At 65.4% G+C, this 19,810-nt stretch carries 20 protein-coding genes and 2 pseudogenes; 12 read left to right on the forward strand and 10 right to left on the reverse strand.

Annotated features, from left to right (window positions below):
• Positions 1-139 precede the first annotated feature (139 nt).
• Positions 140-904: an SDR family NAD(P)-dependent oxidoreductase gene (locus tag ACSQ27_RS08455; protein ID WP_436155008.1), complete on the forward strand. Its 765-nt coding sequence runs from the start codon at positions 140-142 to the stop codon at positions 902-904.
• A 538-nt stretch (positions 905-1,442) separates the two neighbouring features.
• Complete coding sequence (locus ACSQ27_RS08460; RefSeq protein WP_436155009.1) at positions 1,443-1,694, forward strand: hypothetical protein; 252 nt, start codon at positions 1,443-1,445, stop codon at positions 1,692-1,694.
• Between the two features lie 266 nt (positions 1,695-1,960).
• On the opposite strand, the pseudogene ACSQ27_RS08465 reads toward ACSQ27_RS08460, so the two are convergent.
• From ACSQ27_RS08465 to ACSQ27_RS08480, 4 genes and pseudogenes are all read right to left on the reverse strand, one after another.
• A pseudogene (locus ACSQ27_RS08465) lies at positions 1,961-2,131 on the reverse strand (ATP-binding protein); the annotation flags it as partial.
• Positions 2,127-2,384 (reverse strand): annotated as a pseudogene (locus ACSQ27_RS08470) (IS21 family transposase); the annotation flags it as partial. The pseudogenes ACSQ27_RS08465 and ACSQ27_RS08470, both read right to left, overlap by 5 nt.
• Before the next feature lie 82 nt (positions 2,385-2,466).
• Positions 2,467-2,640, reverse strand: coding sequence for a hypothetical protein (locus ACSQ27_RS08475; RefSeq protein WP_436155010.1), 174 nt, complete (start codon positions 2,638-2,640; stop codon positions 2,467-2,469).
• A 273-nt stretch (positions 2,641-2,913) separates the two neighbouring features.
• On the reverse strand, positions 2,914-4,161 hold the full coding sequence (locus tag ACSQ27_RS08480) for an MFS transporter (RefSeq protein WP_436155011.1): 1,248 nt from the start codon (positions 4,159-4,161) through the stop codon (positions 2,914-2,916).
• Positions 4,162-4,307: 146 nt separating this feature from the next.
• Here ACSQ27_RS08480 and ACSQ27_RS08485 point away from each other — a divergent pair, with 146 nt between their 5' ends.
• A complete protein-coding gene (locus ACSQ27_RS08485) occupies positions 4,308-4,853 on the forward strand; it encodes a GNAT family N-acetyltransferase (protein WP_436155012.1) in 546 nt (181 codons plus the stop codon).
• 130 nt (positions 4,854-4,983) lie between these two features.
• Positions 4,984-5,430, forward strand: coding sequence for an SRPBCC family protein (locus ACSQ27_RS08490; protein WP_436155013.1), 447 nt, complete (start codon positions 4,984-4,986; stop codon positions 5,428-5,430).
• Between the two features lie 41 nt (positions 5,431-5,471).
• On the opposite strand, the gene ACSQ27_RS08495 is transcribed toward ACSQ27_RS08490, so the two are convergent.
• The 3 genes from ACSQ27_RS08495 to ACSQ27_RS08505 form a co-directional block, all read right to left on the reverse strand.
• Positions 5,472-6,254 (reverse strand): tetratricopeptide repeat protein, encoded by a 783-nt coding sequence (locus tag ACSQ27_RS08495; protein ID WP_436155014.1) that lies wholly within the window; start codon positions 6,252-6,254, stop codon positions 5,472-5,474.
• Positions 6,255-6,317: 63 nt separating this feature from the next.
• Positions 6,318-7,634: a S41 family peptidase gene (locus ACSQ27_RS08500; protein ID WP_436155015.1), complete on the reverse strand. Its 1,317-nt coding sequence runs from the start codon at positions 7,632-7,634 to the stop codon at positions 6,318-6,320.
• A 23-nt stretch (positions 7,635-7,657) separates the two neighbouring features.
• Positions 7,658-8,848, reverse strand: coding sequence for a PLP-dependent aminotransferase family protein (locus tag ACSQ27_RS08505; protein WP_436155420.1), 1,191 nt, complete (start codon positions 8,846-8,848; stop codon positions 7,658-7,660).
• A gap of 131 nt (positions 8,849-8,979) precedes the next feature.
• On the opposite strand from ACSQ27_RS08505, the gene ACSQ27_RS08510 reads away from it, so the two are divergent.
• The 6 genes from ACSQ27_RS08510 (at position 8,980) to ACSQ27_RS08535 (ending at position 13,326) form a co-directional block, all read left to right on the forward strand.
• A complete protein-coding gene (locus ACSQ27_RS08510; protein WP_436155016.1) occupies positions 8,980-9,579 on the forward strand; it encodes a TetR/AcrR family transcriptional regulator in 600 nt (199 codons plus the stop codon).
• A 39-nt stretch (positions 9,580-9,618) separates the two neighbouring features.
• Positions 9,619-10,146 (forward strand): SRPBCC family protein, encoded by a 528-nt coding sequence (locus tag ACSQ27_RS08515; protein ID WP_436155017.1) that lies wholly within the window; start codon positions 9,619-9,621, stop codon positions 10,144-10,146.
• Complete coding sequence (locus tag ACSQ27_RS08520) at positions 10,136-10,546, forward strand: PaaI family thioesterase (RefSeq protein ID WP_436155018.1); 411 nt, start codon at positions 10,136-10,138, stop codon at positions 10,544-10,546. Before ACSQ27_RS08515 ends, ACSQ27_RS08520 begins: the two co-directional genes overlap by 11 nt.
• A 140-nt stretch (positions 10,547-10,686) precedes the next feature.
• Positions 10,687-10,977: a helix-turn-helix domain-containing protein gene (locus tag ACSQ27_RS08525; protein WP_436155019.1), complete on the forward strand. Its 291-nt coding sequence runs from the start codon at positions 10,687-10,689 to the stop codon at positions 10,975-10,977.
• 52 nt (positions 10,978-11,029) lie between these two features.
• Positions 11,030-12,349, forward strand: coding sequence for a type II toxin-antitoxin system HipA family toxin (locus ACSQ27_RS08530; RefSeq protein WP_436155020.1), 1,320 nt, complete (start codon positions 11,030-11,032; stop codon positions 12,347-12,349).
• Positions 12,346-13,326: an AraC family transcriptional regulator gene (locus ACSQ27_RS08535; protein WP_436155021.1), complete on the forward strand. Its 981-nt coding sequence runs from the start codon at positions 12,346-12,348 to the stop codon at positions 13,324-13,326. The genes ACSQ27_RS08530 and ACSQ27_RS08535 overlap by 4 nt, the downstream gene beginning before the upstream one ends.
• 13 nt (positions 13,327-13,339) lie before the next feature.
• Here ACSQ27_RS08535 and ACSQ27_RS08540 read toward each other — a convergent pair whose 3' ends face one another.
• The gene (locus ACSQ27_RS08540; RefSeq protein WP_436155022.1) at positions 13,340-14,215 is read right to left on the reverse strand and encodes a Bug family tripartite tricarboxylate transporter substrate binding protein; all 876 of its coding nucleotides are present in this window, start codon (positions 14,213-14,215) and stop codon (positions 13,340-13,342) included.
• A 167-nt stretch (positions 14,216-14,382) separates the two neighbouring features.
• A complete protein-coding gene (locus ACSQ27_RS08545; RefSeq protein WP_436155023.1) occupies positions 14,383-15,792 on the reverse strand; it encodes a M20 family metallopeptidase in 1,410 nt (469 codons plus the stop codon).
• Positions 15,793-15,939: 147 nt separating this feature from the next.
• On the opposite strand from ACSQ27_RS08545, the gene ACSQ27_RS08550 reads away from it, so the two are divergent.
• Positions 15,940-16,890, forward strand: coding sequence for a LysR family transcriptional regulator (locus ACSQ27_RS08550; RefSeq protein WP_436155024.1), 951 nt, complete (start codon positions 15,940-15,942; stop codon positions 16,888-16,890).
• Between the two features lie 10 nt (positions 16,891-16,900).
• On the opposite strand, the gene ACSQ27_RS08555 is transcribed toward ACSQ27_RS08550, so the two are convergent.
• Complete coding sequence (locus tag ACSQ27_RS08555) at positions 16,901-18,544, reverse strand: alkaline phosphatase family protein (RefSeq protein WP_436155025.1); 1,644 nt, start codon at positions 18,542-18,544, stop codon at positions 16,901-16,903.
• Positions 18,545-18,757: 213 nt separating this feature from the next.
• On the opposite strand from ACSQ27_RS08555, the gene ACSQ27_RS08560 reads away from it, so the two are divergent.
• Entirely contained in the window at positions 18,758-19,777 is a 1,020-nt protein-coding gene (locus ACSQ27_RS08560) for a BLUF domain-containing protein (protein ID WP_436155026.1), read from the forward strand.
• The last annotated feature ends 33 nt before the right edge of the window (positions 19,778-19,810 follow it).

Below are 19,810 nucleotides of genomic sequence, written 5' to 3' on the forward strand. Positions count from 1 at the left end.
TGGCGGCCGGTTGCGGCCAGCCCGACGCTGAGATTTGGAGGATCAGGCAAGAAGCACCGAGCTTCCGGCAACCTGCCCCGGCCCGCCCGCCGGACACTGGAATCCTCATTCACCAAGCCTGCAGACAAGGAATCCGCCCATGAGCAACATCACCAAAATCACCCTGATCACCGGCGCCAGCCGCGGCCTGGGCCGCAACACCGCCCTCAGCATCGCCCGCCGCGGCGGCAACGTCGTCCTCACTTACCAGAGCCGGGCCGAAGACGCACAAGCCGTCGTCGCAGAAATCCAGGCCCTGGGCCGCAAGGCTGTGGCCCTGCAGCTGGATACCGGCAAGGTCGCCGGCTTCGCGCCCTTCGCCGACCGCCTGCGTGCCGCGCTGCAGGGCACCTGGCAACGCGACACTTTCGACCACCTCGTCAACAACGCCGGCCACGGTGACTACGCCCTGATAGGCGACACGACCGAAGCGCAATTCGACGGCCTGGTCAACGTGCACTTCAAGGGCGTCTACTTTCTGACCCAAACCCTGCTGCCCCTGATGGCCGACGGCGGCCGCATCGTCAACCTGTCCTCAGGCCTGACACGAAGCTCTTACCCCGGCTACGCCGCCTACGCGGCGGTCAAGGGCGCAGTGGAAGTGCTGACCCGCTACATGGCCAAGGAACTGGGCGCACGCGGCATCGCCGTCAACACCGTGGCGCCGGGCGCCATCGAAACCGACTTCGGCGGCGGCGCCGTGCGCGACAACCCCGAGATCAACAAAATCTTCGCCGGCATCACCGCCCTGGGCCGCGCAGGCTTGCCAGACGACATAGGCCCCATGATCGCGAGCTTGTTGACCGAAGACAACCGCTGGATCAATGCGCAGCGGATTGAGGTATCCGGGGGTCAGGGGATTTGAGGGGCTCGTTGGTACCGCAGACCCGCATGCCTGTGTGCTCCACGTCGACAGCAAGGACATCGTCTGGGCCTCGGAGTGGAGCAACAACGCGATGCTGCGTTTTGACCCGGGCAGCGATGGCTCCCGTGGCTGCCAATGCCGAGGGGATGAGCCCTCAAGGCGCGCAGGCTCAAGTCACTGACTGTTGCTGGGTGTTACCAGGTCCTGTGCGCATGAGGACCTGGATGAAATCGCGCTGGCCGGTTCCTTCATCGCCCAGCGTCATGGGCTGCTGGTTTCTACATCAACAACTGCGAGGAAGCCGTTAAGGCCGGTCGCGCCATCGCACCCTTCAACTACGCGGCCGAAGCGTAACGGGTAACGAATCAGCTACCAAAGCACCACAGCAAGCGCCACAACAGCGCCAACGACGATAAGGACCGCGCAGGTCAGCCCAAAAATCCAAGGTTTCATCTATGTCCCGACCAAAAATTTATGAAAGCGATGCCGCGAGCGTTGCAGCATACCGTGCCAGGCACGAACTGGTAACTATCCGTCGATGTGCCGCATCGTCGACCCACCCACACCGCGCCGGGGCGCGAGAAGAGTCTGGTCAGGCAGCAAGGGCCGCATCTGGGTCTCGCAGTGGAGCAACAACGCGATGCTGCGTTTTGACCCGGGCTGCGAAAAGTTTGAAGCCATCCCCCTGCCGCGCGCCAATGCCGCGGTGCGGCAGATTCTGGGACGGCCCGGGGAGGTCTGGTTGCCTGAGAGTGGGACGGAGTTTGTGACGGTGATCAGGACGGGGTGAGGGACAGAAGAACGTACCGCGGTTGAATTGGAATTAATCGCCCCCTCCTAGGCTTGCAAGCCTCGTATAGCTGTGTTTAAATACAGCTGTTCACAACAATTTTGTTGTGTTGAAATAATCCGCATGATCCCAAATCACACTGCGGACGGGCTACTTCCACCGGGCATTCATATGGCTACTTGGAAAGAAATCTGTTGAATTGCACTGAAGTCTGACCCGAGTTTTCCATCGAATCTTGACCCACACTCTTTGTGAGCAGAAGCTGCTCACGATGTGGATAAGTTCTTGGTTTTCTCCTTTTTGGGCTGAGTCTTTGCAGAGCTGTTTTTGAACCGATAGCTATCGTTTCCAGTCTCAAGGATATGACATCTGTGGGTGAGTCGATCCAAGAGAGCGGTCGTCATTTTTGCATCACCAAAGACACTTGCCTGTGTGGATCTGCCTCAAAGTGCGCCGCTGTTTCCGCGATTTTGTTGCCTCGATTACCAGCCAGGTGGCCAGCTTCTCGGCGTAGGGATCGAGCTTGCTTGAGCTGACCCGTCTTGGGTACTTGGGCTCGCTCTCTTCCGATCGCAGGTGCTTCTTCACTGTGTTGCGAGCCAGGCCTGTACGCCTTGAGATCTCGCGGATGGACATCTGATCCCTCAATGCCCAACGTCTGATGACATTCAATGTCGCCACGTCTATCACTCCTGAATTCCCCTGCTTTTAAAACAAGCAGGGTAGTGCCTACGTGGGTCAGATTTGGATGGAAATTACTGCGCTAACTGGATCAGATTTCGACGGAATTCAACACCCTCGGAAATTCGGGAGTTGAAGGGCAAAAAACCTTCTTCTCAATCGTTAATTCAGTACCGCTACCGGCTTGTTGTTCACCTAACGCCATAGCATCAAGGCTGACCAAGCCAAGCCACACGCTCAATAACAATTCGAAAGCAGTTTTCATTTTTGCTCCCCCATCCATCTATTCACTGATTCAAATTCTTCACCAAGCTGAGCACAAAGTTGTCGACTTTAAGAACTCGCAGGCCAGTGAGGTATGGTATCGCCCCCAGCGCGGCCAGTCACCCTCCGAAGTGAGGAAGGCGGAGCTTTCAGGCTAGATGTCTATTAATTGACCAGACGTTGGCGTGACACCTGGCTTCGTAAAGGGAATCTCCATGCAAAGCGCTTTCCTGTGCGAGTCGTTCCTACTCTCAGATCACCGTCCCTGACAGCGCTAATTGCCACAGCGCCGCCTCAACGCCCACCCAAAATAAGCCCCCTCCACCGCCATCACCCCGCCCCCCAGCGCCACCACGGCGCTGGTCCCTATGCGATCAATCAGGGCCGCGGCCAGCACCACGCCCAGGGACTGGCCCAGGAACAGGAATGATGCGAACAGCGAGACGGCGGTGCCGCGTGCCTCGGGCGCCATCTGCGTGGCGTTGGCTTGCATGACGTTGTGGAACATAAAGAAACCAAACCCCCCCACCAGGCTGGCCGGGATAGCCGGGCCCCAGTGCGGGATGTAGGCCACCGCCAGCGCGCTGATGCCGACCAGCGCGCCGCCCAACAACACCAGGCCGTGCTGGCCCAGGCGGGGGATCAACAGGCGGCCCACGACCATGTAGCCGACGCCGCCCAGGCCGAAGAGCGCCACGATGGCGCCCGAGACCGAGAGCGACAAACCCAGGGCATGGTGCAGGTGCGAGGCCCACATGGCCAGCACCCCAAAACCCATGGCGCCCTCGATCACGGCCAGCAGCAGGATGGTGCGCGACCAGGGGCGGCTGGCGATCAGCAAAGCCTGTTTGATGAAGTGCGGGCGCACCACGGGCGCTTGCGGTGTTGGCACGGCCTCTGCGACAGGCTGCGCTTTTTGCTGCCGGCGCAAGTCGCCCCACAGCAGCGAGCCCACGGTGCCGAACAGCAGCACGAGGAAGGCAAACGCCCAGCGCCAGCCGAGCGCATCGGTCAACAGCCCGCCGAGCAGCTGGCCGCAGACAATGCCCAGCGTGCTGCCCAGCCCCGTGCGGGTGAGCATCTCCTGCAGCTCATGGGGCGGCACGGCGTCGCCGACCCAGGCCATGCCCAGCGGGATCAGCGCGGCTGCCCCCAGGGCCATCATGATGCGGGCCAGCAGCAGCACGTCGAGGCTGGTGGCGAACACGGCCACCAGGCTGCCGACGCTGCAACCCAGCGCGGCAAAGGTCACGATGCGGAACTTGCCCAGCCTGTCGCCCAGCGGCCCGTAAAACAATTGCGAGATGCCGTAGGTGACGGCAAACACCGAGACGACCTGTGCCGCCTGCGCAAGGCTGACGGTGAAGACCCGCGAGAGCTCGGGCAGCATGGCGTCGCAAATGCGCTGCGCCACCATGCTCGAGAAGGTGGCGCACGAGAGCAGCAGGATGGAGCGGCGGGTGGCGGGGGAAATCGACGAAGTGGAGGAGCGGGTGGCGCCAGGCGCAGCGGCTGAAGTCATGAAGTGAAGGGGCCCGAATCAGGATGCAGCAGGCAACGCACCCACGCTGTGTTGGATTGTAGGCAAACACCTGTGAAACGTGCGGGCAAGCTGTATGTGTCGCCGCTCCTGTGCAAAATGGCAGGTCGACAAGCCCAGGAGACACCATGGACAGCGCAACACGCGCACCCCAAGCCGCGGCGGCCGTGAATATCAGCTTCCGGCCTTTAAAAACGAGCGACCTGCCCCTGCTGCACAGCTGGCTGTCGCGCCCGCACTGGACCGAGTGGTGGGGGCCGGCACCTACGTTCGCTGAGGTGCAAGCCGAATACGGCGCCTGGATCAGCGACCCGGCCCAGGTGCAGCCGCATATCGCGCTGCTGGACGGTGAACCCTTGGGCTACATCCAGTCCTATGTGGCCATGGGTTCGGGTGGCGGCTGGTGGGAAGCGGAAACCGACCCGGGCGTGCGCGGCATAGACCAGTCGATCGCCGACGCGGCGCAGCTGGGCAAGGGCCTGGGCACGGCGATGGTGAAGGCCTGGGTGGCGAAGCTGTTTGCCGACCCGCAAGTCACCCGCATCCAGACCGACCCGGACCCGCGCAATGCGCGCGCGATCCGCTGTTATGAAAAAGCCGGGTTTCGCGCGGTGGGGGAAGTGCAGACGCCGGATGGGACAGCGTTGCTGATGGTGTGCGAGCGCGGCGCATAGAAAAATATTAAAAATCTCTCAAAAATCATGTCGATTCCGCCACGGGCCGTTCGTCGTACAGGTAGAGGGCCGTCCTCTGCCCTCTCTACCTGTCATGAACCAAGGAACAAAGGAACAAAGGAAACACATCATGAGCACCAATACCGTCAAGCTTCACCGGGTTTTGCAATCCACCCCTGACCGGGTGTACCGCGCCTTCCTCAGCCCCGCCGCCATGAGCAAATGGCTGCCGCCCCACGGCTTTACCGGCACCGTTCATGAAATGGACGCCAAGGTCGGCGGCAATTACAGGATGTCGTTCACCAACCACAGCAACGGCCACAGCCACTCGTTCGGCGGCACCTACCTGGAACTCAAGCCCGGCGAGCGCCTGCGCTACACCGCCAGCTTCGACGACCCCAACCTGCCGGGCGAGATGACCACCACCATCACGCTGGCCAAAGTCTCTGCCGGCGTGGAAATGCACGTGGTGCAGGAAGGCATTCCGTCAGTGATCCCCGCGGACCAGTGTTATGTGGGCTGGCAACAGTCGCTGGTGCTGCTGGGCAAGCTGGTGGAGGCGGAGGTTGGCGAGTAAGGGGACGCGCTGACTTTCCCACGCCGATCCAAGGAAGCACGTCAGGGCGTGGCGGTGGCGGGCGCGCGCTGCTGCGTGGGGCGCTGGGTGCGGACGTAATTCAGCTCGTTCTGGGCACGCCTGTCGTTCTTGTCGAGCTCCAGGCACTGCAGGTAGACCTTTTCGGCATCGTCCCAGCGGCCTTGCTCGACATAGACATAAGCGATGCCGCGCCAGGCGCGGGACAGCTCTTTGTTCTTGACCTCGGGCGGCGAAAACTCCTTGGCGGCGGATTCGGCTTGTGCAAAAATTTTCAGGGCCTGGGGCCAGTCGCGTTGCCCGAGGTAGACGGTTCCGAGCTCGCCCAGGTACTGCGAGTTCCGGGGCGCCAGGGCCAGGGCGGCCTCGAGTGCGCTGCGCGCTTCGGCCGGGCGTTTGAGTTCGATCAGCGCATAGGCTTTGAGGTACCAGGCGTCTGACCAGACCTGCGGCACGATGATGGCGCCCCGCTTGGGCTCTTCCGTGGCGTTGGCCGCCTTCACAAGGTAGAGCAGCTGTTCAACCCGCGTGCGGCCGGTGTAGGGCCTGAATTTTTCGTCCTTGTAGCGCAGCTCATAGGCGGCGATGATTTTGTCGAAGTGCTCGGTGATGGCGCGGGCGGGCTGGCGGAGCTGCAACAGCTGGGCGCCGGCCATCAGTTGCTGCTCCAGCGCGGCATCTTCGGGGTTGGCCGCGGCCTGTGGGGGCGCGTTGGGTGTGGCGGGCTGGCTGAAGGCGGGAGAAGCGGCAAAGACGGAAAAAGCCAGCGCCGTTGCCGCCAGCCAGGCCGTTTGTTGTTTTGACATCTCGCGCATCATGAGGCTCCAGGTTAGCGGGCACAAAAGAAAACCAGCCCCACCATAGCAAAGCTAGGGCCGCAGGCTGTCCTTGATCTGCGTATAGACAGGATCTTGCAACCAGGCGGCGGTGCTTTTGGGGAAGGGCCTGATGCCGCCCGGGTCCGGCAACACGACGTCGGGGCCGGCGTTGCCGGGTGTCAGGACCTTGCCCGATGGCAGACCGAGCATGCCGATCTCATAACGGACACCGGCCATGCCGCCGGCCTCATCCACGGATTCCAGCACGTCGATGCCGAAACCGGATGCGTCGGGCGGCTGCCCCACCAGCTGCGCGCCATTGAATTCACGCAAGGCGCCCGCCAGCCAGGCGGCGCCACCACCGGTTTCGCCGTCGACCAGCACCAGCCATTTCCCGGGCACCAGCCATTCACGCAGTTCGAGCATGCCGGTGGCGTTCAGGCCTTTGATGCGATTCACGCTGTCGGTGGCCGAAAAAGGCTGGGCCAGTGTGCTGCCGGGGCGGTACTGCACGGGCTGCCAGGCGCCCGCCCCGCCATGCTTGCCGAGCAAGGCCAGCGTCCACTGGACAACATCCAGTCTGCCGCCGGGGTTGCCGCGCAGGTCCAGCACACGCACGCCGCTATCGTCGGCAGGCTCCGCGCGCAAGCCTTCCAGGAGGCGGGCCGGCGTGTCTTCAAAAAAAGCGGCCAGGCGGATGTAGAGGTGGCCGGGCGCCCACCCCACCACCACGGTTTTGTCGTACACCGAAGGGGCGCGGGCGATGCTGCGGGTTTGCGGCGGCTCGCCGGGGCGCTGCGAGACCAGTTGCAGGGGGGCCACCGTGGAGTGGTACAAAAGCTCAAAAAACTCGGCGCCGCCCATGTCCACAAGCGGCAGGCCGTCGAGGTTGACCAGCACGTCGCCGGCTTGCAGGCCGGCTGCCGCCGCGGGGCTGCCTGCCACGGTGTCGCGCACCACCCACCGGCCATCGACGCGGACCGCGACCAGGCCCGGATCGAAACGGCCGCCTTTGCGCCACCGGTCAAATTCCACCGGTGTGTAATAACGGCCGCGCGGGCCCATGAGTTTCATGATGCGGCGTTTGCATTGCAGGGCCAGCCGGTTGACCTCGGCCTGCGGGGACTGGTGCCACTCGACGACCAACAGGCCCAGGGCACGCCCCGCCTGCTCCGGATCATTGGGCGCGGCGGCGAGTTCGGGTGGCACTGTCTTTTGGGCGCAGGCTTCGTACAGCTGCGCATAGCTGTGCACCGCGAGCGCCTGACTATGCATGGCCTGCATCAGGTAAGTCACCTCCAGCACATTGCGCTTGGCGGGCTGTGCCTGCGCGGGCGCGGCCGCCAGCAGCGCCAAGACAGCCAGCAAGCCGGCAGCCTGTAATTTGCGTATCACAAGGCCTTGCCCAGCCGCCCCACCCCCTCTTCAATCTTCGCCACATCCGCCGTCGCAAAGCTCAGGCGCAGGGTCGCAAGATCGGGATTGGCCGCGTAGAACGGCGCACCGGGCACAAAGGCGACGAGCTGCTCGATCGCCTTCTTCGCGAACTCGCCGGCGTCCTTGCTTTTGCCGTTGGCGCCGGTGAGGCGGGCCCAGAAGAACAGGCCGCCTTGCGGCTGGGTGAATTCAATCGCGTCGCCGAGTTCACGCTTCAGGGCATTGCCCATGGCGGTGGCGCGCTCGCCGTAGACCTTGCGCACGCGCTTGAGGGTGTCGGGCATGCGGCCGGCTTTGAGGTACTGGGCGGCGGTGGCCTGGGCGAAGGTGCTGGTGTGGGCGTCGCTGAACTGTTTGCACATGGTGGCCTTGGCCAGCAGCTCGGCGGGGGCGACCATCCAGCCCACGCGCAGGCCGGGGCTCAGCACTTTGCTGAGGGAGCCGCAGTGGGCGAGCAGCTCGCGGCTGCCGGGCACGCTGGGGCTGAGGGCCAGCAGCGAGGGCGGCGGCGCTTCGCCAAAAAAGAGGTCGCCATAGGGGTCGTCCTCGACGATGAGGGTCTGGTGTTTGACGGCCATTTCGAGCACCTTCTTGCGGCGCTCCAGGCTCAGCAGCGCACCGCTGGGGTTGCCGAAGGTGGGGATCAGGTAGACGAACTTGGGTTTGTGCTGGGCGATGAGCTGCTCAAGCTCGTCGGTCTTGACGCCGTGGGCGTCTATCGGCGCGCTGATGAGTTCGGCGCCGTAGAGGCGGAAGCACTGGATGGTGGCCAGGAAGGTGGGGCCTTCGACGATGACCTTGTCGCCGGGGGAGATCATGGTCTTGCCGAGCAAATCAAGCGCCTGCTGGCTGCCGGTGGTGACGATAAGGTTCTCGGGAGCGACGTCTTTGGCGCCCTTGGTGGCCATGAAGGCGCTGAGCTGTTCGCGCAGGGGGCCGTAGCCTTCGGTGGCGCCGTATTGCAGCGCGCCGCCGGGTTCTTCATTGAGGGCCTTGTTGCTGGCCTCCTGGATGCCGGCCACGTCGAACATGGCGGGGTCGGGGAAGCCGCCGGCAAAGCTGACGATGCCGGGCTTGCCCAGCAGTTTGAACAATTCGCGGATGGCGGAGGTTTCAACGTTGTTGAGGCGGTCGGCAAAGTGCAGGGGCATGTTCGGTTTCTCGCTTTCTGGGCTGCATTGTCGCCAATTTGGGCGGGGGTTGCGCGCTGCCGGGCGACTGGAGGACATTCTTGAGGGTGGTTGACAGAGTGTTGATCTAGAGTAATACTCCAGTCATGCGCGACGCCGACACCCCTTCCTCCGCCCCTGCCCCCACCCGAGACCGCCTGCTGGAGGCCGCCACCAAGGTGTTCCTGGCCCAGGGTTTCACTGCCGCCTCGATGGACATGGTGCGCCAGGAGGCGGGGGTGAGCAACGGCAGCCTCTACCACCACTTCCCGACCAAAGCGCTGCTGGCGGACGCGCTGTATGCGCACACGCTGCGCGACTTCCATGCGGCGCTGACGGCGCCGATTGCCGGCAAGGCCTCGGCGCAGGCCGGGGTCAAGGGCCTGCTGCGGGCCTATATCCAGTGGGTGCTGCAACACCCCGAGCAGGCGCAGCTGCTGCACGCGCTGCGGCGCGGCGGCGGCGTGACGGACGGTGCCGAAATCAACGCGGCCAATGAACAGGCCTTCGGCGCGCTGAAGGCCTGGATGGAGCAGCGCATGGAGGCCGGCGAGATGCGGGCCATGCCTTTTCACCTGTGGATGGCGCTGGTGTTTTCGCCGGCGATGTCGCTGACGCAGCGCTGGGCCAGCCAGCCGGCGCCGGCCGTCGCGCCCAAGGTGCGGGCCGCGCTGGAGCATGCGGCCTGGATGGCCGTGGCGCCCTGAACCCTCCACCTTCTTCACCTTCAACCAAGGAGTACTTGCATGAAAGTTGTCAACGTTCATCAACGCCTTTTGCATGCCAGCCCGGAACGGGTGGGCGCCCTCATCGATGCGCTGGGCTCGCCCGCCGATACGCTGTGGCCCGGAAAGGCTTGGCCGCGCATGAAGCTCGACAGGCCGCTGGCCGTGGGGGCCATTGGCGGGCATGGGCCGATCCGTTATACGGTGGAGGCGTACACGCCGGGCCAGTCGGTGCGCTTCCGCCTGACCGCGCCCAAAGGCTTTGAGGGCTGGCACGGCTTTGAAGTGCTGGACGCCACACCCGCGCATTGCGTGCTGGAGCACCGCATCGAGATGCGGGCGCGCGGCCCCGCCCTGCTCTACTGGCCGCTGGTGATTGGGCCGCTGCACGACGTCTGCGTGGAAGACGTGCTGTCGCAGGCGCAGCTCTCGCTGGGCCTGGAGCCCCGGCCCGTGCCCTGGACGGCGCGCGTGCGCCTGCTGCGCTGGCTGGCTTCGGGCGGCAGGCGGCCGGCGCCGCCGTTCGCGCGGGGGCAGCATGCCCGCTGACGTGTTGATGTGGGCGCGCGAGATGCTGGGCCGGCAGCCCTTCAGCGCGATGCTGAATGCGCAGCTAGATGCCTTCTCGCCCGGCAGTGCCGAGCTGTCGGTGCCGGTGGTGCCCGGCTTGTTGCAGCAGCACGGTTTTGTGCATGGCGGTGTACTGTCTTACCTGGCGGATAACGCGCTCACGTTTGCGGGCGGCTCGGTGCTGGGCGACTCTGTCACGTCGGAGTTCAAGATCAACTACCTGCGCCCGGCCAAAGATGCCGATCGCCTGCTGGCCGTGGCCACGGTGGTGGGCAGCGGCAAGACGCAGGCAGTGTGCCGCTGCGACATCTTTGTGATGCGCGGGGAAGAGCGCACCTTATGCGCCGCGGCGCAGGGCACGATTCGTAAAGCGGCCTAGGAACTGTTGACAGGCCAGGCCTCACAAAACGCAGTGCCGGCGGGACCGTACAGGCCAGGCCATCTGATCGCCTTTGAACGATATATTGACAATATTGTATAAAAACGATATTGTGCAAATATCACTCAAAGGTGGTATCAATGAGCACGCTTCAAACCTTTCCCGTTCAGACATCAGCACAGCTGTCAGTGCATTTGAAATCGCTGCGAAAAGCACGCGGGCTGACGCAGACCGCGTTGGGTCAGCGCATAGGCGTCAAGCAGGTCCGCATGGCCGATATTGAAAAAAATCCCGGCGCGGTGAGCCTCGACCAGTTGCTTCAGGTGTTGCACGCGCTGGACGCGCGAGTACTTCTGGCGGACTTGCGGCGGTATGCCGAGACCGACACACCATCCGCCCCCACCGCAAACAGCCCCACAGCCGATTGGTAGCCCGAGAAAGCGCTTGAGAAAATCATGACGAGACAGTTTCAAAAGGTGGCCCATGGCATTCGCCGATCTTGATGTGTGGATGAACGGCCAGCACGTGGGCCTGTGGTTCTGGACGCGCACCGGCACCCCGGGCTTTCGCTACGACGAGAGCTGGCTGCGCTCGCCCCAGGCGCGTCCGCTGTCGGTCTCGCTCCCCATGCCGGCCGGCGGCGGCGACGTGATGGGCGCCAAGGTCGAGCATTACTTCGACAACCTGCTGCCCGACAGCAGCCGCATCCGCGAACGGCTACGGCGGCGCTTCGGGACCTCTTCCATTCGCGCGGCGGACCTGCTGGCCGCCGTGGGCCGCGATTGCGTAGGTGCGCTTCAGTTGATGCCACAAGGCCTGCAGCCACCGCCGCACGACCGCATCGACAGCACGCCGCTGAGCGACAACCAGGTGGAGAAGTTGCTGGGCGAGATAACCGGGGACGGCGCGGAAGGCGCCTCGCTGGCGGATGACTTCCGGATCTCGATTGCCGGTGCGCAGGAAAAAACAGCACTGCTGCGCATTGGCCAGCGCTGGCACCTCCCGTCAGGCTCTACACCGACCACGCACATCTTCAAGCTGCCACTGGGCCTGGTGGGCAATATGCGCGCCGACATGACGGACTCGGTGGAGAACGAATGGCTCTGCGCTACCTTGCTGGGCGAATTGGGGTTTGAGGTCGCGCCGACGGAGATGGGCCGCTTCGGCAACCGAAAAGTGCTGATCGTGGAGCGCTTCGACAGGCGCTGGATGGACGGCGGCGCATGGATCGCGCGGCTGCCGCAAGAGGATTTCTGCCAGGCCACCGGGACACCCGGCGACCTCAAGTATGAAAGCGACGGCGGCCCCGGCATACGCGCGGGCCTGGACTTGCTGGGCGGTGGCAGCAATGCCCGCGCGGACGCGCTGCATTTCGCGCAGGTCCAGCTGGCCTTCTGGATCATGGGGGCCACCGACGGCCATGCCAAGAATTTCTCGATCTTCCTGGAGCGCGGCGGCAGCTTTCGCATGACGCCGCTGTACGACGTGCTGTCGGCCTGGCCCATCATTGGCAGCGGTCCCAACCAGGTCAGCCCGCGCCGCGCCAAACTGGCCATGGCCTTGCGCAACAAGAATACGCACTACCACCTGCACGAAATCCGCACGCGCCACTGGGAAGCCCTGGCGCGGCAAAGCGGCGTGCCGGGCGCCTTCGACCAGATGGTGGCGCTGGTGCTGCAGGTGCCCGACGCGCTGGAGCGCGTGGCCGAACAACTGCCGCCGGACTTCCCCAAGCCGGTGTTCACGGCCATACGCAACGGCATGCTCGCGCAGGCCGAAAAATTTGTGGCCGAACTTTCATGACAGAGCTTGAGCTTCAACCCGCGGCCCGCCACGCCTACATCGCCCGCATCAACCGCGTGGTGGACCACATCAGCGCCAACCTGGCCGGCACGCTGGACCTGCAGGCGCTGGCCGACGTGGCGTACTTCTCACCCTGGCACTTTCACCGGGTGTTCCAGGCGGTCACGGGTGAAACCCTGGCCGACTGCGTGCGCCGCCTGCGGCTGGAGGCCGCGGCCCAGCGCCTGATTTTTACGCCGCAGACGGCGCTGCAGATCGCGCTCGACACCGGCTTCGCTTCAGCGGAAGTCTTCAGCCGCGCCTTCAGGGCCCACTTCGGCATGACGCCCACGGCCTGGCGGCGCGGGGGCTGGCGCGAGTGGGCGACGCGCCGGCAGATTGAACTTAGCAAGATTCATCAAGGCAATCACAAGCCGAATCAAGACTCCATCATGGCGTTGTTCAAAGATAGAACCCTCTGGCCCGCCGGGCCGGTACCTTCATCCGAAAAGACCCTTGCCATGCACATTGAACTCAAAACCCTTCCCCCCATGCGCCTGGCCTATATGCGCAACACGGGGCCCTACGGCGACGGCGTGGCGCAGCTGTGGCAGCGCTTTGCCGCCTGGTGCGGCCAGCACGGCTACATGAACCCGCGCCCCAAGATGTACGGCATCAGCCAGGACAACCCCGAGATCACGCCGGCCGACAAGTGCCGCTACGACGCCTGCATCGAGGTGAATGAAGCCTTCAAGCCGCAAGGCGAGATAGGCGTGCAAAACTTCGGCGGCGGGCGCTATGCCTGCGGCCGCTTCACCGGCAAGCCGGGCAACGAGGTGCACGAAGCCTGGATGCACATGTTCGCCGAGTGGCTGCCGCAAAGCGGCTACCAGCCGGACAACAAACCGGCGCTGGAACTGTACGAAGAAGACTTTGTGATGGACCCGAAAACGGGAAACTTCAGCTGCTGGCTGTGCGTTCCGGTCAAGACGCTATAAGGCCTGCGCCGGCTCAATCAAGGCGAATGCCGGCGCGTGCCACCGTCGCGCGGTAGCGCGTGATCTCGGAATCCATCAAGTCACGCAGCGCCTGCGGGCCCAGGAAGGCCGGCTCCAGGGACTGCTGCTGCAGCTTCCTGCCCACCGCGGGCTCGGCGATGATGGCCGTCAGCGCCTGCTGCAGCTGGTCACGCACGGCAGGCGAAATACCCGCCGGCGCGGCGATCGCGTACCAGCCGTCCAGCAACGCCGACGACAACTGCAGCTCGCCATACGCGGGCACGCCGGGGATCTGGGCGGAGCGCTTTTCGCTGACGACCGCGAGGGCTCGCAGCTTGCCGGACTGCACCAGCGGATTCACGGCCGCCAGGGTGTCTATGCCCATGCTCACGTCCGCGCGCACCACACCGATATCGGCCTCGGCGCTGCCTTTATAGGGAATGGCGGAGAACTTCACGCCCGAGGCATTGGCCAGCATCTCGCCGGCCAGGTGCGGCGCCGAGCCGGCGCCGAAGGTGGCATAGGTCACGGTGCCCGGCTCGGCCTTGGCTTTGGCCAGCACGTCCTTGAGCGTTTTGTACGGCCCGGTGGATGAAGTCACCAGCACCAGCGGCGTGCGCGCGACCATGGCGATGGGCGAGAGCTGCTTGAAGGGGTCGTAGCCCAGCTTGCTGCGCACCGCGGGGTTGACGGTGTAGCTGGTGGAGCCCGAGAACAGCAGCGTGTAGCCGTCGGGCTCGGCCGCGATGACCATGCCCACGCCAATGGCCGTGGCGGCGCCGGGCTTGTTGTCGATGACCACGGGCTGGCCCAGGCGGGCACTGAGCCGCTCGCCGATGATGCGGGCCGCGACATCGGTGCCACCACCCGGCGGGAAGGGAACCACCATCCGTATCGGCCTGGTGGGCCAGGCCTGTGCCTGTGCCAAGTCCGAAAGCGCGAGGGCCGAACAGGCAGCGCCAACCAGGAGGGCCGTGTGAAGCAGGGACCGGCGTGAAGCGGAAGGCATGGGCATCTCCAATGAGGCAATAGTTAGCAGTAGGTGGCAATAACAACTCAGGCAGCGGCCGACGCCGCATGCCAGGGCAAGCCGGCGGGCTCGCCCAGGTCCCAGTAGAGGCCGGCCATGATGCGCAGGCCCTCGCGCGCCACCGGCGCCAGCAGGTGTTCGTCCGGCGCGTGCTGCGCGCAGGCCGGGTAGGAGTGCGGCACCCACAGCGTGGGCAGGCCCAGCAGGTCGGCGAACACGTCGTTGGGCAGGGAGCCGGCCAGGTTGGGCAGCGTGACGGTGGGCTTGCCGCTGCTCAGCGTGATGGAGCGCTGCGCCCAGCCCACCCAGGGGTGGTCCAGGTCCAGGCGCGTGGCCGCACCGGTGAGCGTGATCTCGACTTCGACGCGGTTGAAGCCGTAGCGGTCCAGGTGCTTGCGCAGGATGCCGGCGAGGTCCTGGTAAGGCGTGCCGACCACAAAGCGCAGCTGGCAATGGGCTACGGCCTCGGCGGGAATCGCGTTGACGGGGCGCTGCGGCGAGCCGGCGCCCAGCGCCAGCACTTCGATCGTGTTCCAGCCCATCAGGCGTTCGGCGGTGCTGAGGCCGGGCTCGCCCCAGCCGGCGTCGGGCAGCGGGTCGTCTTCGCCGCCGCCAATGTCCACACCGGCCAGCGCGCGGCGCACGGATGGGGGCAGCATGCGCGGCTTGAGGGCCGGCACCTGGATGCGCCCGCGCGCATCGACCAGCGAGGCCACGGCGCCGGCGAGCACGCTGGCCGGGTTGAGCAAGGCACCGCCCCAGTTGCCCGAGTGGTATGCCTTGTCGCGCGCGCGCAGGCGCAGGCTGAAATTGACGGCGCCGCGCGAGCCCAAAAACAGCGTGGGTTTGTCGGCATGCACGCGCGGGCCGTCGCAGGCGATCAGCAGGTCGGCCTTGAGTTGCGCGCGCTGGCTTTCGCAAAAAGCGTGCAGGCCGGGCGAGGCGGCCTCTTCGCCCATCTCGAGCAGCAGCGTGGCGTTGTAGCCGAGGCGGCCGCCGCGCGCCTTGATCACGCTGGCCAGCGCGCCGAGGTTGATGGTGTGCTGGCCCTTGTTGTCGGCGGTGCCGCGGCCGTACCAGCGCTCGCCTTCGCGAACGATGTCCCAGGGCTGCAGCCCCTCGCGCCAGCGCCCTTCCTGACCGCTGACCACATCGCCGTGGCCGTAGGTCAGCACCGTGGGCAGCGCCGCATCTTCCACGCGCCGCGCCAGCAGGAAAGGGCCGGCGCCCTCGACCGGATTGGGCACGACGCTGCAGGAAAAGCCGAGCGCGCGCAGCGAGTCCGTCATCTCGCCGTGCAGGTAGTCGGCCAGCGCGGGGTTGGGCCGGCCGGTGTCGCTTTCGGTACGCAGCGCGACGCGCCTTTGCAGGACGTCAAAAAAATGGCCCTCGTCAAACCAGGCCGCGGCGGCATCAAGGCAATCTGATCTCAGCATGTTTCTGTTTTTATAAAAGCCGCGCGGCACGGGGAGCACGGCATGAAACCAAATGTAGGAAGAATCGGGGTTTACTACAATGAGAGATATAGCAACAAGCCATTGCCTTTTTGGCAAATCATGGCTTTCACCGCCGGGGCGCCCCGCATGAAAACCTCTTTTTTCAGCACACAGATCCGCTACTTCCTCGAGGTGGCCCGCACCGGTTCGGTCAGCCAGGCCGCGGCGCAGTTGCACGTGGCGGCCTCGGCCGTGAGCCGCCAGGTCGGCAAACTCGAAGACCAGTTGGGCTGCGCGCTGTTCGAGCGCAAGGCGCGCGGCATGGTGCCCACGGACGCGGGCGAACGCCTGATGGCCCACGTGCGCGCGGGCAGCGACGACGCCGAACGCGTGATGGAACAGGTGCGCGGCCTGGCCGGCCATAGCGCGCGGCGCGTGCGCGTGGCCTGCACCGAGGGCTTCGCGACGGGCTTCATGCCGGAAGTCATGACCGGCTTTCGCCATAGCCACCCCGAGGCGCTGATTGAACTGAGTGTGGGCTCGCCCGAGGCTGTCAGCCGCCTTCTGCTGCAGGGCGAGACCGACGTGGTACTCAAATACAGCGTGGCGCCGGAAAAAGGCGTGACGGTGCGGCATGCGGCCACCGCGCCCATCTACGCCCTGATGCTGCCCACGCACCCGCTGGCGCGGGCCCGCGCGGTGACGGCTGCCGCCGTCGTGAAATATCCGCTGGGCATCAGCGCCAAGGGCATGACGGGCCGCCAGCTCTTCGACATGGTGGCCAGCATCCAGGGCCTGGAGTACCAAACCTCGGTGGTCAGTAATTTTTCCTCGGCGCTGCTGCCCAGCGTGCGCAGCGGCGACATCATGCTGTCAGGCTATCTGACGGCCGCGCACCTGATACGCCAGGGCCAGTTGGTCGCCGTGCCTTTTGCCGAGCCGCAGCTGCGCCAGCGCGTGCTGCAGGTGCTGTCGCTGGAGGGCCAGACGCTGGCGCCGCTGGTGCTGACCTTCACCACGCAGTTGATCGCCGCCATACGCCAGTCGGGCGACGGCATGGCGCCGGCCCGCAAGCGCGCCGCGAAAAAGAGCGGCTGAGCGCCCTGCCCTACAAGCCTGGCAGCGGCAGCAGCTTGCCTTCGGCCGATGAGGGCGGCGCGATGCGCAGCACGCGCGACAGCGTGGGCGCGATGTCCACCACCTCCACGCGCGCATCGACGCGGCCGGCTTTGACCCAGGCGGGGCCGTAGACCAGGATGGGCACCTGGGTGTCATAGGGATGGGGGGAGCCATGCGTGGCAACCGTGTTGCCGAACATCCAGCCGGGTTTGGGCGAATACTGCACGTCACCCGAAACATCGGGGTGCCAGGATTTTCGGATCTGCTCGAAGAAAGGCGCGCCGGCGCGGCTGCCGCTTTGCAGCTCGCGCCGGGTATAGGCTGCGGCAAAACCGGGCTCGGCCATCAGCAGCGCACGGGTTTCTTCGGCCAGGGCATCGGCATCGGCTTTCTTTTGCGCAATGAGCTGTTTGTTGAGCAGCACGCTGGAGCCCGAGAAGCCCGCGGCCCACTTGCCTTCGCCGAAACGTTTCTCCAGCCCGGCGTTGACGCGGGCCAGCACCTGGCTGCCGTTGATGCGGCCGGACTCGCGGCCCTGGCTGGCGTTGTATTCGGGCGATGGCATGAAGCCGTGGTCGGCGGTGAGAACAGCGATGTAGTTGTCCTTGCCGATGCGCGCGTCCAGGTCCTGGAAGAAAGCCTGCAGCAGGCGATCCAGCTGCAGCAAATGGTCGTGCGAGAGGCGCGACTCGGCGCTGAAGGCGTGGTTCACATAGTCGTGGCCGGAGAGACTGACCGAGAGGATGTCGGGAATGTCGTCCTGGCCCAGCTGCTCGCCGGCGATGGCGGCGCGCGCGAAGTCCAGCGACATCGCATCGACAAAGGGGCCGCGCAACAGCGAGTTGTAAAAACGCGGGCCGGGCGCCGTGTCGTCCTTCGCACCGTACAGCGCCGGCAGGCCGCCGCCCGCCGGGCCGTACCAGGGCTGCTGGTCGGGCAGCGAGCGCGCGTAGGCGGCTTCGGGCAGCAAGGCCTTCCATTCGGCCTTGAAGTAGCGGTCGGCCGGCTTGCCTGCGTTGAAGCGATCGACCCAGGCCGGGTGCGCGGCCATGTAGTGGGTGCTGGAGGCGAACTGGCCGGTGGCGCCCATATACATATAGGCGATGCCGGTCTTGCCCGCGGGCAGGATGGCGCCGCGGTCCTTGCCCGAGATGCCGATGACCTTGGAGCGGCCGTCGACGCGGCGCAGCACGTCGCCGACGGTTTCGGCCTTAAGGTTTTTCGGGCTGGTGCCGTCGAGCGCGTTGGTCGTGTGGCCTATGTAGGTGGCGGCTGTGTCGCCGGTGCAGTACACCGGCTCGGCCGTGACCGGGTCGCGCCAGTCGTTGCCGATGATGCCCGTGCGATGCGGATAGGCGCCGGTGAGCATGGTCGCGTGGCCGGCCGCAGTGACAGTGAAGGCATGGCCGTAGTGCGCATTGGCGAACCAGGCGCCGCGGTCCAGGAAGCGCGCGAAGCCGTCGGGCGCGAGCTGGTCGCGGTAGTCCAGCACCTGGCGCTGCGGCAGGCCGTCGACAACGAGCAAGACCACCAGTTTGGGGCGCGGCGCATTGCCCGGCGCGGCGGCGCAGCTGACAAGCAATGTGGCGGCCAGGGAAGCGGCCAGCAGGCGTAAAAGAGTGTGAGCTTTCATGGCTGCGATGCTAAAGCAGTTCAGGCCGCGTCAACCCCCGTAATGACCCGCGCCGGCCGCATCGCCATTGGCCGCGCATCATGCACTGCATGGTTCCAGCGAGTTGCAAGAAAATGTTGCCACTCTGTTGACGCTGCGTTTTTGCCACTATTCACCTGCACCTTTTAGGGGCGGGGATTGACGCAGATTTTGCTTATGGGGCAGGATGGCCTCATGGTGAACAGCATCGCGCCCTACGTGGCCACCCCTGGACACGCGGAAGTCGAGCGTGTGGTGACAGCCAGCATCTGCCACATGAAGGAAGGCATCTACGCGCAGATGGAGGACATACGCGCGCACTCGCTGCGCCACAACGCGGTGGACGGCATCCACGCGATCCTGCAGTACCAGAGCGGCTGGTTCATTCATTGGGCGGAAGGCCCTTCGCCGGCGCTGCGCGCCCTGCTGCAGCGCGTGGCCGAAGATCCGCGCCACCACTCGCCGCATACCGTGCACCTGAGCCGGGGGCGGCGCATCCTGCCCACGCCATGGTCCATGGTGATGTCGCAGGCCACCGAATCGGCCGTGCAGTTCGGCCGCCGCGTGATGGCGCTGCGCGAGCAGTTCGAAAAAGGCGTGCAGTACGCGCCCTCCTCCGTGCTGCGGCGCCTGTCGGCGCCCATGCAGTTGCCGCAGGCGCAGGGCCTGGCCGATCCCGATGCCTTTCACCGGGTCGGCATTTGCGCGGCCGGCGGCAACGAGGCCTTCGCCATGGTCGCCTGGCTGGCGCAGCGCACCGGCGGGACCGTGGCCAAGCGGCGCTTCGCGGGCGAACAGGACATGGACGGCAGCAGCGAGTACGTGGAGTTCATGGAAAGCGGGCACCCGTGCCGCATGATCGCGGTGGCGCGCAACGGCCTGACCCACGGGCTGCGCCGCGCCTTCCTGCCGGACTGGCCGCATTTTGTGATGCTGTTCAGCGGCGCGCCCAAATTCGACGACGCGCTGATGGGCCGCATGACCGCGGCCTGCGAGGGCCTGCCGGTCACGCCCACCTTGCTGGGGATCGCCCCGAATGCCGAAACCCACGAACGCATGCAGGCCGCGGCCCAGGCAGCGCACCTGGCCTACCTGGCCGCCGACACCGCCAGGCCCGATGACTGCAATGCCATCTGGCAGGCGGTGCAGGCGCAGCTCCAGCGCGCCGGCGAACCGCCGAGCTCGGTGTGGGACGTGCCGCGCATGGCGGCCTGAGACGGCACCCACCCGCGGCCGATACACTGCGGG

Origin of the sequence: Polaromonas sp. LjRoot131 (assembly GCF_964252805.1) — a bacterium.
Lineage (GTDB): Bacteria > Pseudomonadota > Gammaproteobacteria > Burkholderiales > Burkholderiaceae_C > Polaromonas.